The organism is Paenibacillus sophorae, assembly GCF_018966525.1.
GTDB lineage: Bacteria > Bacillota > Bacilli > Paenibacillales > Paenibacillaceae > Paenibacillus_AQ > Paenibacillus_AQ sophorae.
This window is the reverse complement of the sequence record NZ_CP076607.1, coordinates 3,213,334-3,227,585: the sequence shown is the minus strand read 5'-3', so window position 1 is coordinate 3,227,585 and position 14,252 is coordinate 3,213,334. Positions and strand designations below refer to the sequence as shown.

General features: G+C 54.3%; 15 protein-coding genes. 4 read left to right on the top strand and 11 right to left on the bottom strand.

All coding sequences use genetic code 11. The features are described from left to right. Positions 1-35: 35 nt before the first annotated feature. Positions 36-455, bottom strand: coding sequence for an Rrf2 family transcriptional regulator (locus KP014_RS15165; protein ID WP_036600409.1), 420 nt, complete (start codon positions 453-455; stop codon positions 36-38). Between the two features lie 149 nt (positions 456-604). Next, positions 605-772, bottom strand: a complete 168-nt coding sequence (locus KP014_RS15160; RefSeq protein WP_175491951.1) for a hypothetical protein — start codon at positions 770-772, stop codon at positions 605-607. 191 nt (positions 773-963) lie between these two features. Here KP014_RS15160 and KP014_RS15155 point away from each other — a divergent pair, with 191 nt between their 5' ends. Then, positions 964-1,425, top strand: coding sequence for an aminoacyl-tRNA deacylase (locus KP014_RS15155; protein WP_036600412.1), 462 nt, complete (start codon positions 964-966; stop codon positions 1,423-1,425). Between the two features lie 46 nt (positions 1,426-1,471). Here the strand turns inward: KP014_RS15155 and map are convergent, their stop codons facing one another. The 3 genes from map to KP014_RS15140 all read right to left on the bottom strand — a co-directional run bounded on the left by map (position 1,472) and on the right by KP014_RS15140 (position 3,772). Then, positions 1,472-2,218, bottom strand: a complete 747-nt coding sequence (map, locus tag KP014_RS15150; RefSeq protein WP_036600415.1) for a type I methionyl aminopeptidase — start codon at positions 2,216-2,218, stop codon at positions 1,472-1,474. Positions 2,219-2,253: 35 nt separating this feature from the next. After that, on the bottom strand, positions 2,254-2,994 hold the full coding sequence (locus KP014_RS15145) for a metallophosphoesterase family protein (protein WP_036600416.1): 741 nt from the start codon (positions 2,992-2,994) through the stop codon (positions 2,254-2,256). Between the two features lie 151 nt (positions 2,995-3,145). Beyond that, the gene (locus KP014_RS15140) at positions 3,146-3,772 is read right to left on the bottom strand and encodes an SGNH/GDSL hydrolase family protein (RefSeq protein ID WP_090834639.1); all 627 of its coding nucleotides are present in this window, start codon (positions 3,770-3,772) and stop codon (positions 3,146-3,148) included. Positions 3,773-4,035: 263 nt separating this feature from the next. Here KP014_RS15140 and KP014_RS15135 point away from each other — a divergent pair, with 263 nt between their 5' ends. Then, positions 4,036-4,671: a nitroreductase family protein gene (locus KP014_RS15135; protein ID WP_036590928.1), complete on the top strand. Its 636-nt coding sequence runs from the start codon at positions 4,036-4,038 to the stop codon at positions 4,669-4,671. Positions 4,672-4,886: 215 nt separating this feature from the next. Here KP014_RS15135 and KP014_RS15130 read toward each other — a convergent pair whose 3' ends face one another. The 4 genes from KP014_RS15130 to KP014_RS15115 form a co-directional block, all read right to left on the bottom strand. Beyond that, positions 4,887-5,129 carry a hypothetical protein gene (locus KP014_RS15130; protein ID WP_051499565.1) on the bottom strand — a complete coding sequence of 81 codons (243 nt, stop codon included), beginning with the start codon at positions 5,127-5,129 and terminating at the stop codon, positions 4,887-4,889. A gap of 180 nt (positions 5,130-5,309) precedes the next feature. Then, entirely contained in the window at positions 5,310-5,570 is a 261-nt protein-coding gene (locus KP014_RS15125; protein ID WP_036590930.1) for a hypothetical protein, read from the bottom strand. Positions 5,571-5,775: 205 nt separating this feature from the next. Further along, positions 5,776-7,515 (bottom strand): ABC transporter ATP-binding protein, encoded by a 1,740-nt coding sequence (locus KP014_RS15120; RefSeq protein WP_090834637.1) that lies wholly within the window; start codon positions 7,513-7,515, stop codon positions 5,776-5,778. Then, a complete protein-coding gene (locus KP014_RS15115) occupies positions 7,512-9,314 on the bottom strand; it encodes an ABC transporter ATP-binding protein (RefSeq protein ID WP_036591454.1) in 1,803 nt (600 codons plus the stop codon). Before KP014_RS15115 ends, KP014_RS15120 begins: the two co-directional genes overlap by 4 nt. Before the next feature lie 153 nt (positions 9,315-9,467). On the opposite strand from KP014_RS15115, the gene KP014_RS15110 reads away from it, so the two are divergent. Further along, complete coding sequence (locus KP014_RS15110; RefSeq protein WP_036591457.1) at positions 9,468-10,343, top strand: LysR family transcriptional regulator; 876 nt, start codon at positions 9,468-9,470, stop codon at positions 10,341-10,343. Positions 10,344-10,420: 77 nt separating this feature from the next. Continuing rightward, positions 10,421-12,370 (top strand): NAD(+) synthase, encoded by a 1,950-nt coding sequence (locus KP014_RS15105; protein ID WP_246590506.1) that lies wholly within the window; start codon positions 10,421-10,423, stop codon positions 12,368-12,370. Positions 12,371-12,539: 169 nt separating this feature from the next. Here KP014_RS15105 and KP014_RS15100 read toward each other — a convergent pair whose 3' ends face one another. Both KP014_RS15100 and cysK read right to left on the bottom strand, forming a co-directional pair. Beyond that, on the bottom strand, positions 12,540-13,208 hold the full coding sequence (locus KP014_RS15100) for a YcnI family copper-binding membrane protein (protein WP_051500227.1): 669 nt from the start codon (positions 13,206-13,208) through the stop codon (positions 12,540-12,542). A gap of 117 nt (positions 13,209-13,325) precedes the next feature. Next, entirely contained in the window at positions 13,326-14,246 is a 921-nt protein-coding gene (cysK, locus tag KP014_RS15095) for a cysteine synthase A (protein WP_090834633.1), read from the bottom strand. Positions 14,247-14,252: the final 6 nt, after the last annotated feature.

Here is a 14,252-nt window from a genome sequence, read left to right as displayed (position 1 = left end):
CGGCCGGGGCGCGGCGATTTGGAGATCGCCTGCTGTCAGACCGGGATTTGTGAGGCAATCTGCGCCAGCGTCACCTTGCCGAGAATGTCCTCCATCGCCTGCTGGGCGAGCGAAAACACCGGAATGATGGCCCCCGCGATGTTCTGACCGACAGGACAGTCCGGATTCGGATGATCGTGAACAGCGAACAGGGAATCCTGTCCAACGGCATCGACCGCCAAATAAATATCCAGCAGCGTAATCTCTCCGGCGGCGCGGGCCAGCTTGGCGCCTGCGATCCCCGGCCGAACCTCGATAAGACCCGCTTTGCCAAGCATGCTTGTAATCCGGCGGATCACTACCGGATTCGTACCCACGCTTCCCGCGATCCATTCGGAGGTGTTCTTGCCTTCTTTGAAGGTCTCAAGCAGGGCCAGGATATGGATGGCAACCGCAAATCGTGTGCTAATGTTCATAGGATGTCTCTCCTTTGCCGCCCAGTATGAAGAGGCCAATTAGTTGGAACTATCATAGTTACCTTTGCGGATATTGTCAACTATGGCGAGAATGGCCTGAACCTGCGGCCCGTATTTGCGGGTCAGCCGCGATTTTCCGAGATTGGCCTTCACGATTCAGACAACCCGGGGACCGGGGATGCAGGTGAAGCGCTCCAGCAGCGCAAGCCTGCATCCGGCTCGGCGGCCGCGAAGACGCTTAAGGAGTATTCAAGACCTTTGGACAGCACGCGGAACGGCTCCGTCTTCAGCTCCGGCAAGGCTCCGATTCCTTCCATGATTTCACCAGCCAGGTCGAGCGCATACCGCGCGTTGTCCTTTGCCTTCAGCAGCGGCGGATGGGCCAGGGCCGCATTACGCCTCCTCCGCAGGATAGACCGGCATGTCCTGCATTCTTGATATGATATATCTCCATTCGATTATCGCATAAATTAAGTTATAATATGGAAAAAGTTACTGGGAGGCACTCATGGAACACAAGGAACACAAGGAACAATTGGAACAGGTGTTACAGGAAAAAGGAGTCGAATATGAAATCATTAAGCATGAAGGACCGATTAAAACGGCGCAGGAAGGCGCAGCCTTTTTTGGAATCGAAATTGGACAGACCGCGCCAGCTTTGGTTCTGAGAGCCGGAAATGAGTACTTCGCCCTGATTGTTTCCGGCGACCGCGGACGTGTCAACCTGGAAGAAACGGCGGCTCTTATGGGATATGATTCTCTAAAAATGGCAAGCCCCAAGCAGGTTCTGCAGCTTACCGGATATGAAGTGGGCAGTGTATCGCTGATGCTTCCGCTGCCCTGCATTGTGGACCGCAGGCTCTTCCGCTATCCTTTCATTTACGGAGGCACGGGAGAGCCCAGTTCCACCCTGAAAATATCGCCGCAAGCGTTGGAACAACTGAATAAAGTCGTCGCCTACCTGGATTAAAGCTGAATGTCCATTACAGCCCCCGGACAGCAGCCGAAATTAGAGTTCAGGCGCCTGTCAAGATGATGGGCCGTCCCTTGGTTATAATGATCGTATGCTCGAACTGCGCGACCCGGCTGTTATCGGGTACGGTCAGAGTCCACCCGTCCGCCTGCTGGTCTACAAATTCCGCGCCGGTCGATAGAAACGGCTCAATCGTTATAACCTGATTTGGTTTCAGAACGGTTGTCTCGCGGGGGTTGTAATAGGGCAGGATTTCATGCGGCTTATCATGCAGCGTTTTGCCGATCCCGTGGCTGCACAGGTTCCGCACCACTTTGTAACCGCGTTTGCGGGCCTCCGACTCCATCACTCTGCCGATTTCGTTAACCCTCATCCCCGCACGCAAATGGGATATTACGCTCATCATCGTTTCCTCGGCGCTGGCGCACAGGCGCAGCAGCTTCTGGTTGTATGGAGGCAGCTGAAATGACACGGCGGCATCGCCATAGTAACCGTTCAGTTCAGCGGATACATCGATGTTGATAAGGTCACCGGCACGGATCACTTTCGGACCCGGAATGCCGTGCGCCACTTCTTCGTTCACACTGATGCACGTATCGCCCGGAAAATCGTACGTTTCCCTCGGAGCCGACTTCGCCCCGAAACGCTTCAGAATTTCCGCTCCGATCTTGTCAAGCTCCAGCGTTGTCATGCCGGGCTTTACACTTTTTTTCATCTCTGCGATGGTGAACCCGACGACCTTTCCTACGGCTTTCAATCCTTCCAAATCTTGCTCTGTATCACTTGTCATGAGATGTCCATTCCTCTCTTTATTAAATCGGTAAATTACCGTGCTCTACCGCTGCGGATGGCAATCGCATAGTCGGGTCTTCCGTTTCTTTCCGCAATATCGGCTGCCTTATTCCAATCGTATGGGATCAGCTTATGCTCTACGTTCCAGCCTGTTCCTTCCGTCCTGCGAACCATGCAAAAGCTTGCGCAAGGCGTGCCCGATTCCATACTATGGGGAAAAGGAAGATCATCCGCGTAAGCGGGCAAGCCGACGCTGCCCGGATTGACGAGCCATTTGCCATCCGGCAGCGTTAAGGTATGATATACATGGCTGTGTCCGCAGAAAATGCCGCGCTCCTGTATAGTGTGCAGCTCCGCCTGCAACGTTTCCGCTTTTTTATACAAAACGCCGGTTTCGGTTACTTCTTCAAGCAAATACTGTCCATTCGCAAAAGGAGTTCCGTGACAGAACAGCAGGTCCTCATAGCGCCATACGGCTAAATGGTCCGCAATCCATGCTTCCGTGTCGGCATTAAGCAGCGGCTTAACATGGCGGTACGTCAGCGAGTTGCTGTCCTTCTCCAAAAGAATCTCGTCGCAGTTCCCCATGATATTGACGATATCGCCGCGCTGCCTAAGCAGCCTTGCCGTCCCGAGCGGATCTACCGGACCGAACAAACTGTCCCCCAGATTGACGATTAGATCGGTGCCGCTCCGGTCAATGTCCTGCAGAACCGCCTCCAGCGCCAGTGCGTTGCTATGTATGTCCGAAATTACCGCTATAGTGTAGGTCATTCCAACTCCCTCCCGAAACATGCGTTCTCTATATTATAACAGCAAAACCGAAACTGGAGAAATCAGGGACTCCGCCGCCTGCGGAAAAATAAAAGGATGCCCCGGCCCGAGCAGCCAAAAGCATCCTTTCAAGTGAGAAACCGCCAATGAATCAGTTCACTCCAACCGCTTTCAACCACGCTTCGGTAATCAGCGCGTGACCCGCGGGGGTCGGGTGAACGCCGTCTTCGGCCCAGTAGGCCGGGTCGGCCTTCATCGAAGCGGCAGCGAACAGACCGTCAAGCGGCACCAGCAGCGCCCCATACTCGCGGGCCAGCTTCCGCACAACCGCGATTTTCGGGTCCAAATCCTCCCGCCAGTCGCGGTTCAGTCCCTGAACCGGCAGGACGAACGGCTCGATCATGATCAGCTTCGCATCCAGAGACTGCCGCGTGCGGTCCAGCAGATTCCGGTATTGCGCTTCGTACGCTTCCGGCGTCGTCTCATCGCCGCTGTCGTACCGGCACCAGCTCTCGTTGATGCCGACATAGATGGATACCCAGGTCGGCTTCAGCGCAAGGCAGTCCCTGTCCCAGCGCCGCACGAGATCGGCAGCCCGGTCGCCGCCGATGCCCCGGTTGTAGAATGTAAGCTTATTCTCCGGAAACAGCATGCCAAGCCGTCCGGCAACCATCAGGGGATAACCGTTTCCCAGCGAATAAGCGTCGAAGCGGTTGCGGCCAACGTCGGTAATACTGTCGCCCTGGAACAAAATCACGTCGTTTTCTTTAAAGAGCATCTTTGGAAGTCCTCCTTCTTGTTATCCGTCCCGTAATATATTAGACTCTATTACGATTTGGAAATATTGGCAATCCCAAAACCGGCGGTCCCTAGAAAGCAGAAAGCTTGCGGCATTACCGGCAGTTATTCAGGGGTCTGGGAAGATGTGCATCGCATCATTGACGGACGATTGAAGCCATGATATATTATTAAGTAACTATTAGTAAGTATATTAATTTATTAAACTAATTGATTTTTAATCATTGGATGGAGGCAATATCAATGAATACCCAAGCAGCCGTTAACCCTTTTTTAGACATTGTACAAGCCCGCAGATCGGCCATGAATTTCGTGGAGGGTGTCAAAATTCCGCAGAGCGAACTGGAAGAAATCTTCTCCCATACCAGACTCGCTCCTTCGGCTTTCAATCTACAGCACGCTCGTTATAAAGTAATCGCAGACCCGGCGCTTAAGGAACAGATCCGCGAGAGCGCCTACGGACAATACAAAATTCATACCGCCTCCGCAGTCATTGTCGTCCTGGGCGATATGCATGCCTACGAGCAGGCGCCGGAAATTTACGGCGGTCTCAAAATGCTGGGGGCGATGTCGCAGGAGGAATATGACGGGATGATCGGCGCGATCAATCAGGCATACATAGGCAAAGAGGCTTTCCAGCGCGACGAGGCGATCCGCAACGCTTCACTGTCCGCCATGCAGTTCATGCTAATCGCCAAAGACAAGGGCTGGGATACGTGCCCGATGATCGGATTCGATCCGGAGGCCGTCAAGAACGTTCTTGGACTGCCGGACCATCTTGTTCCCGTTATGCTGATCACCATCGGCAAGGACAACCAACGCAAGATCAGACCGCGCGGCTACCGCAAGCCGGTGGGCGAGTTCGTCGATTTTATGTAAGAATGGCATGAAAAAGCTGCTCTCATGGCATGCGCGACAAGCCGGAGGGCGGTTTTTTTAAAGAATCTATAAGATTTCAGCGGAGCTGAACGATTGTTTAATCGCAAGAAAAACAACCGCTTAAAGAGGGATTCGGCAACATCTTCGAGAGCCTCCGATAGGAGTTTTTTATGGAAAAAGATATGTGAGGGCCCGAGATCTCTCTAAAGTTTCGCTTAGCAGATAGAGACCTCACTTCTTGTAATAGTCCCATCTTTGTCATTAACATAATCCGTTCCGTTCTCGCAATTACTTTTTCTTTCCCATGTTACTTTGTACTCATTATTTATGTGTTTTATCGAAATGATTTCGGCTTCACCAAAACTGCTGTTTTTCTCATGATGTTGCTGGACAACGGATTTGGCTTGTTCTGCTGATATTTGAACAACTTCTTTTTTTTGGCGGACTTTGACATCCACTCAAAAGTGCTGTTATAACAACGAATATGAAAGCAAAATTTTTACTCATCTCATGCCGCCCCTTCCTTTCTAAATAACGATACCTTGCCAGATAATGTTGCAGTTGCTTGGTTGTAACAACGTTAATAATGATGCAACCCCTTCCCTTTGCCTTTGGCGCATGTGCTGAAGGAACTTTCATCAACCAAGAAATCTTATTATTAATACGACTACTAGAAAAACCAAAGCAATCCCAGTCGAATATACCCCTCGTCTATTCTTATTCTTCAAATATTCAGACAGCCCGTTAAAAAATAATGAACCGCACAGGGCAAGCATCATCCAGGACATTTTCATCTGAGTTTCAGAGCCGAGATCGCCTTTATTTATCAATACTTGTATAGCCAAAGCTACGGCAGTTAAACTGAACAGGACTCCGATTGTTTTTATCGCTATACGCATATGAGTCACCCCCCCCCTTAATCTGATCGAGTAAAGACAGTATATTCCATTGGTAAGAATAGGTAAATGAACTATTTTACATAAAAATCCATTTGCTAAAAAAAGAACCCCGCCATCCGGCGGGGTAAAGTGACATCTTTGGGGGTCAGGTATATTATATAATCCTTGATGCTTAAAGGTGCATGAAAGTGGGCTGACTGCCCGCTTAAACTGCCGCAAACTGGCTGTTGTACAGCCGGGCGTAATAGCCGTCCTGACGGAGAAGCTGCTCATGGGTTCCGCTTTCCACGATGTCGCCGTCCTTCATGAACAGAATAAGGTCCGACTCACGGATCGTGGACAGCCGGTGGGCGATGACGAAGCTGGTGCGTCCGTCCATCATTTTCAGGAAAGCTCGCTGGATTCGGATTTCGGTCCGGGTATCGATGCTGCTCGTCGCCTCGTCCAGAATGAGCATCGGCGGGTCGGCCAGCATCACACGCGCGATCGTAAGCAGCTGCTTCTGTCCCTGGGACAGGTTGTCGCCGGAGCCGCTGATCACGGTGTTATAGCCGTCCGGGAGACGTTTGATGAAGCTGTGTGCGCTCACGGCCTTGGCGGCGGCAATGACTTCTTCATCGGTCGCCTCCGGCTTGCCGTAAGCGATATTGTCCCGGATTGTTCCGCCGAACAGCCACGTATCCTGCAGCACCATGCCGAAATTGCGGCGCAGGCTGTCGCGCGTCATATCCTTGATGTCCACGCCTCCGATTCTGATCACGCCGCCGTCGACATCATAAAAACGCATCAGCAGGTTAACCAGCGTCGTCTTGCCTGCTCCCGTCTGTCCGACAATTGCGACCCGGGTGCCCGGTTTGACTTCCAGGCTAAAATCCGTAATCAATGGACGTTTGGGATCATAGGCAAACTTGACCTTGTCGAATACAACCGTCCCCTGTCCCGGCTCAGGGTCATACGCATCCAGAGCGTCTGGCTGCTCAGGCTCAAGGTCCAGAACCGCAAAGATACGCTGCGCCGAGGCCGTCGCCGACTGAAGCTGCGTAATGACGCCGGTTATTTCATTAAAAGGCTTGGCGAACAGATTGGAGTAGATCAGAAAGCCGGACAAATCCCCGACGCTCAATCGTCCCGCAATAATGACGATACAGCCGATAATCGCGATAACGGAAAACGTAATGTTGTTGACTAGCCGGGTCGTCGGTCCGGAGAGAGAACCGTAGAACTGCGCATTGACGCCGGCCTGATACAGTTCCCCGTTCAGCCCTTCGAACCGTTCATAGGTATTGTCCTCATAATGGAAAGCCTGAACGATTTTTTGCCCGCCGACCACTTCTTCCACATAACCATTAAGACCGCCGAGAATTTTGGCCTGATCGCGGAAAAGCTGCTGCGAGCGCGTCGTAATGAACCGGGCCATATAGTACGAAGCTGGCGCGGACAACAGCACGACCACAGTCATGAGCGGGCTGATATATAGCATAAGTCCGATCGCGCCAACGATTGTAACGGCGCCGGTAAGCAGAGTCTGAAAGCCTTGGAGCAGACCGTCCGAAACGGAGTCCATGTCGTTCACGAACCGGCTGATCAGGTCGCCCTGAGGGTGGTTGTCATGGAATTTCAGCGGCAGGACGTTCAGCTTGTCGAAAAGGTCGTTCCGCATGCGGTTTACCGTATGATAGGCGAGCCGGTTCGTAAGATAGGTCAGCAGCCAGCCGCACAGGCCACCAGCAAGAAATACAATCGCCAATTCCAGGATGAGCCTCAGCAGCGCATCAAAATCAACCTTCCCCGGTCCGATCATATTATCGACCGCCCGGGCGATCAGCAGCGGACCGATCAGGCTGGCCGCCACGCTGAGTATGGCGCAGAGCGCCGCCAGAATGGCGGAGCTTCTAAACTGCGCGGTATAGATGATCAATCTTTTCCAAACCTGCTTGCCGTTCATAAAGCCGCCTCCTCGCTTGACAGCTGGGAGTTGCAGATTTCTCGGTATACCTCGCAGCTGTACAGTAAATCCTCATGCCGGCCGATGCCGGCAATCCGGCCGTCTTCGAACACGATAATTCTGTCGGCCTGCCGGACGGTGCCGACCCGCTGGGAGACGACAAGCGTCGTCATCCCGGCTCGGGTCTCTTTCAACTCGCGGCGCAGCGCCGCGTCGGTAGCAAAATCGAGCGCGCTGGAAGAATCGTCCAGAATCAGAATGTCCGGACTGCCGACCACCGCCCGCGCGATGGTCAGACGCTGCTTCTGCCCGCCGGAAAGGTTCAATCCGCCTCGGGAAACCTCCGTACCCAGGCCCTCGGGCAGCTTGGAAATGAACTCCTCCGCCTGCGCGACAGCCGCCGCCGCTCGGATTTCGTCTTCGGTCGCCTCCGTCTTCCCCCAGCGGATATTGTCCTCAATCGTGCCCGTAAAGAGCACCGCCTTCTGCGGGACGATGCCGATGGACTCTCTGAGCCGGAGAAGCGGATAATCCTTGACGTTCACTCCGTTCACCCGCACCTCGCCCGAGAAGGCGTCATAAAAGCGGGGGATCAGATTGACGAACGTCGATTTGCCCGAGCCCGTGCCGCCAATCAGACCCACGGTCTCGCCCTGCCAGATCTTCACGGAAATATCGTCCAGCGCAAGCTCTCCGGCCCTGCTGTATCCGAAAGAAACATGGTCGAACTCAATGGCGGGAACCTGAGCGGCTGGCTCGGAACCATCGGTTCGCCCTGCTTGTATGGGAGAGGATGCGGCTGCATCTCCTGTTTCTGCAAATGGCGGAAGTATCGGATGCTCCGGCTCCGTGACCGAACTAGACACCGTCAGCACTTCGTTTACTCTGGCCAGCGACGAATTAGCTTTGGTGAATATAATCACCAAATTCGAGGTGACGATCAGCGCCAGCAAAATCTGGGTGACATAGTTGATAAAAGCGATGATTTCCCCTTGCGAGAGCCGGCCCGCATTAATGTGAACGCCCCCCGCCCATAGAATCACGAGGATGGCCGCATTGACCACCAATGAGGTCAATGGACTGAGCAGAGCGGAAATCCGGCCGACATGCAGAGCGGTCGCCGTTACATCGTCCGCGGCTGCGCCGAAGCGTTCCCTTTCCTTGCGCCGCTTGGCGAAAGCGCGGATGACCCGGATGCCAGACAGATTCTCGCTCAGCACTTGGGCGATTGAATCCAGCTTCTGCTGATACCGGCGGTACAGCGGCGATGAGCGCGAGATGATCCAGTACAGCAATACAGCAAAGACCGGCGCGGCCGCCAGCAGCACAAGCGACAAGCGTAAATCGAGAATCATGGCCATGATAATCGCTCCAATGGCGATAAACGGCGCGCGGATCACAAGCCGGATCAGCATGGCAACCGCCAGCTGCAGCTGATTCACGTCATTGGTAATCCGGTTGATGAGCGAAGGTGTGCCGAACCGGTCAAGCTCCGCATAGGAGAGTGAAGAAATATGCCGGAACATGGCATTCCGCAGCCTTGTCCCGAAGCCCTGGGACGCCCGGGACGCCGAATACTGGCATACCATGGAGCAGGCGAAGCCAAGGATGGACATCAGCAGCATCAGTCCTCCCATCCGGTACACATAAGCGGAGTCATGCGATCCGATGCCCCTGTTCACCATCAGCGCGACGATGGTCGGCAGCAGCAGTTCGAGGATCGCCTCCAGCAGCTTGAAAATCGGACCGATAATCAGCTGTTTCCGGTAAGGCTTCAGAAATACAGTAATCTTATTCATTGCAGCAGTCACACCCATTCAAAGAAATACGTAATATATTTCACAAATATAAAAAGAACAGTTATGATTATGTCATAACTGCATCCATATTAATAATATTGGATTCGTATCACTCCGATACGTTAGTCATATTCCATGGGACGGGGATTCATAATGGACATTAGACAGCTCAAATATTTTTTGACCATTGCCGAGGAAGGCCAGATTACTTCGGCGGCGAAGAAGCTGCAAATGGCTCAGCCGCCGCTCAGCCAGCAGTTAAAGCAGCTGGAAGAAGAGCTTGGCGTCAAGCTGGTCGAACGGGGGCCGCGCAGCATACATCTGACCGACGCGGGAGTGATTTTGCGGAACCGGGCGCAGCAGATTCTCGATTTGGCCGATGCGACGACCAGGGAAATCGGCGATTATGTCAAAGGATTGACGGGAACGCTGTCCATCGGAACAGTCTCCTCCTCGGGCTCCGCCCTGCTGCAGAATCGGCTGTGCGAGTTCCACCGGACCTATGAGGGAGTCAAATTCGAGATTCATGAAGGCAACACATTTAAGATCATCGACCTCTTAAGCAAGGGAATCGTGGAGCTCGGCATCGTGCGCACACCGTTCAATCCGGCCAATCTCGAATGCCGTTATACCGATTCCGAACCGATGATCGCCGTCATGACCCGGGAGCTTGATTTTAAACCCGGCCATGCCATGATTGAGCTAGGCGAACTGGAGGACAAGCCTCTCATTATCTACCGCCGGTTCGAGCAGCTCATTACCGATGCCTGCCTGGAGCATGGCTTCGAGCCGCTGCTGTTCTGTATGAACGACGATGCCCGGACGACGCTGCTGTGGGCCAACGCGGGCCTTGGGATCGGCATTATCCCTAAATCCGCCTTTGGGCTTGTGAGCAGCGGCAATCTGCTCTACAAAGAAATCAGCAGCGACTCATTGCGCACGCGGATTGCCGCTATTATGATGAAGGGAAAATATGCGTCTACCCTGGCGACCAAGTTCTTTGAGAGCTTTGGTCAAGGAGAACGCTGAATCTAGCCAATATTGACACGATTCCTTATTGTGCTAAATTTAATGACAACGAAATTACACTCATATAAAGAGGATAGGTGAACCCATTGCTGAATTTCGGTTTCTCAAGAGTCGCCGCCGCCTCCCCTGAACTTCGGGTAGCCGACTGTGCGTTTAATGCCAATAAAATTATCGAAGTGATTGAACAAGCGTACAAGCAGCAGGTGGAATACCTTGTTCTCCCAGAGCTGTGCATCACCGGCTATACCTGCGCGGATTTGTTCATGCAGCGCCGGCTGCTAGATTCAGCCTTGGAGGCTCTGCTCGCAATCGCCGCCAAAACCGCGGACCTAAGCATGGTCGTGATTGCCGGTCTGCCCATCGACATCAGAGGCCGGCTTTATAATTGCGCCGCCGTTATACAGAGCGGAAGCATTCTCGGGATTGTGCCCAAGACCTGCATTCCCGGTTATAGCGAGTTCTACGAGCCCCGCTGGTTTGCCGGAGCCGAAGAATTGGAGACTTCGGAGCTGCGCATCGGCGGAGCCGCAGTCCCGATCGGCAGCGATCTTATGTTTGTCTGTGACGACAATTCCAATCTGGCCTTCGGCGTGGAAATCTGCGAAGATCTGTGGGTTCCCATTCCGCCGAGCAGCCGGCTGGCACAAGCGGGAGCGGTGCTGCTGTTCAACCCGTCCGCCAGCAACGAACTTGTCGGCAAAGCGGATTATCGGCGGCAGCTTGTCTCGGGGCAATCCGCTTCCTGCGTTGCCGGTTACGTCTATGCCGGCTGCAATACCGGCGAATCGACAACGGACGTCGTCTTCGGCGGCCACTCGCTTATCGCCGAGAACGGACAGATGCTGGCGGAATCCGACCGGTTCACCCATGAGAGCCGGATCACTATCGCCGATATCGACATTCCAAGACTCCATTATTCCCGCATGGCAATGGGAACCTTCCGGGGCGGCCGGGGCGGCGGCGATTACCGTGAGATTTCGTTCGCGAATCCCGTCCGCAAGAGCGATTCTCCCCGGGAGCTCGCCCGCGAAGTGGTCGCAAACCCCTTTGTCCCGGGCAATCCGCTTAAACGGGACGAACGCTGCCAGGAAATACTGTCGATTCAGACCTCCGGCCTGATGAAGCGCATACGCCACATCGGCACCAAGCAGGCGGTTATCGGCATTTCCGGCGGGCTTGATTCCACGCTGGCGCTGCTTGTGGCGGTAAGGGCGATGGAGCTTCTGGGCCGTCCGGCCAGCGACGTGCTCGCCGTTACAATGCCCGGATTCGGAACGACGAACCGGACTTACGATAACGCCGTCGGACTGATCAAGGCGCTGGGCGCTTCGATGATGGTCGTCGATATCAAAGCTGCCTGCCTGCAGCACTTCGCGGACATCGGGCATGACAAAGACGTGCACGACCTGACTTATGAGAATGTTCAGGCCAGAGAGCGTACGCAGATTCTGATGGACCTCGCCAACAAGAACGGCGGCATCGTCATTGGCACCGGCGACCTGTCCGAGCTGGCTCTCGGCTGGTGCACCTATAACGGCGACCATATGTCTATGTACGGCGTCAATTCGGGGATTCCGAAGACGCTGATCAAATATGTCGTCCAGTGGTATGCCGATCATGAAGCGGACGAGACCGCCAGTAAGTTTCTGTACGACATTATCGACACGGGAATCAGTCCGGAGCTGCTGCCGCCTTCACCGGATGGCGAGATCGCCCAGCTCACAGAAGACATTCTGGGCCCTTACGATGTGCATGATTTCTACCTGTATTACATGCTCAGAACGGGCGCTCCGCCCGCCAAAATTCTGTATCTCGCACAGCATGCATTCGGCGATCGCTTCACAAGAGAGCAGTTGGTACAGTGGATGCGCGTGTTCTACAGCCGCTTCTTCACCCAGCAGTTCAAACGCTCCTGCCTGCCAGACGGCCCGAAAGTCGGCACGGTCAGCCTGTCGCCACGCGGAGACTGGCGCATGCCAAGCGACGCCTCCGCCTCGCTGTGGCTGCGGGAAGTGGAAGAATTGTAAGACCAGTAGTAAGGAGAGCATTGGGAGCAAAAGAGAGAGCCGGTTCTTTGTGAACCGGCTCTCTTTACAATGGATAGCTTACTGGAAGGCAACAACAGAATGATTATCTGTACAAAGCCTCCCTTCTCTCTGATAAAGGAGCACCGAAGAGAACCCCAATCAGCCTGGGTTATGCGCGCCGCCGCCTGATCAAACCGATCAGCGACAACGCAAGGGCAAGCAGCGAAATAACAAAAGCAGCATACACCAGCGGCGATACGGATGTAGAGGAGGGAATTTCTTCCATCGCATCGTGATCGCTCATCGAAGAATGATCAGCGCCATCCGCAGCGGAGTGATCTTCGCTCATGCCGGAATGATGGTGATCGCCTTCCGCTCCGCTCGCCTCCGTAATGGACGTCACCGCATGCGGAGTCTCGCTCCCCTCCTCGCCGGACCACTGAACGAGGGTTCCGTCACTATAATGCTGGTAAGCATTCCAGGCAATGTCGCCTGGGGCGGCGGGATTTTTGACAGTAAAGGTAAAACGCTGGAACTGCCCCGGCTCAATGCCGGCGCCGGTCGCCTTCCAAGTGACCTTGTTTCCATCTACTGTAACGTCCCAGCCCGAAACCGGCTCGTACTGCATAAACTGCGCACCCTCCGGGATGCGAAGATCCAATTCAACGGTCGGCGAGTCTTTTTCCGATGGCACTTTCAGCGTGTAGGTCTCCCATGCGCCCGCTGCCGACTGCGCCGGAGCGATGGTAACATGGGCGCTCGCCGTGGCGGCGAACAGAAGCAGTGCGCCAAGCATCGGGGCGGATATAATCCATAGTTTGCGGAATATCGTTTTCAAAATACAGGCCTCATTTCGGATCATAGTTATCATGTCTTAACGGCCGATTTCATAGTCCACAGGCAGGCTAATTTTTCGTGAGGTAATTTCCACGCCCCTGTTCAAACGTATACCGCGTCAAAAAATACCCATGCTCAGATAACGTTCCCCCGAATCCGGGGCAATGCAGAGCACGCGTTTACCGCTGCCCAGTCTTTCCGCCTCTCTCATGGCGGTCCATACCGCCGCGCCGCCGGACGGGCCGATCAGGATTCCTTCCTTGGCCGCCATCGCCCGCACTGTACTCAGGGCATCCTCGTCGGAAACCTGTACAATCTCGTCATACACTTCCGTATTCAAAATAGAGGGCACGAACCCGGGGCTTGTGCCGACCAGCTTATGCGGACCCGGCTCACCGCCGGACAATACAGGCGATCCCTTCGGCTCAACCACAAGAATGCGCAGATCGGGCAGATGCGCCCGCAGCGTCTCTCCCGTACCCGTAATGGTGCCGCCGGTACCCGATGTCGCAACGAATGCGTCCAGATTACCCCGCATTTGATCCAGAATCTCGACCGCTGTCGTCGTGCGGTGGATGTCGGGATTGGCCTTGTTCTCGAACTGCTGCGGGATAAAACTTCCTGGCGTTTCTTTTCCGATCTCCAGCGCCTTGGCGATGGCTCCCGGCATCCGCTCGGCGGCCGGCGTAAGCACTACTTCGGCTCCGTACGCCTTAAGCAGATTGATCCGTTCCTTCGTCATATTGTCCGGCATGACCATTATGGCACGGTAGCCCTTCGCCGCCGCATTCATCGCCAGTCCGATTCCCGTATTGCCGCTCGTCGGCTCGATAATGGTGCCGCCCGGTTTCAGCAGCCCATCCTTCTCGGCCTGCAGAATCAGATTATACGCCGCCCGGTCCTTGACGCTGCCGCTCGGATTGAACCGCTCAAGCTTAACATACAGCTCCGCATCATTCGGCCCGGTTAGACGGTTCAGACGAACAACCGGAGTATCTCCGATCAGCTCCGTAATATTGTTTACTACTCTCGTTGACATAACAGA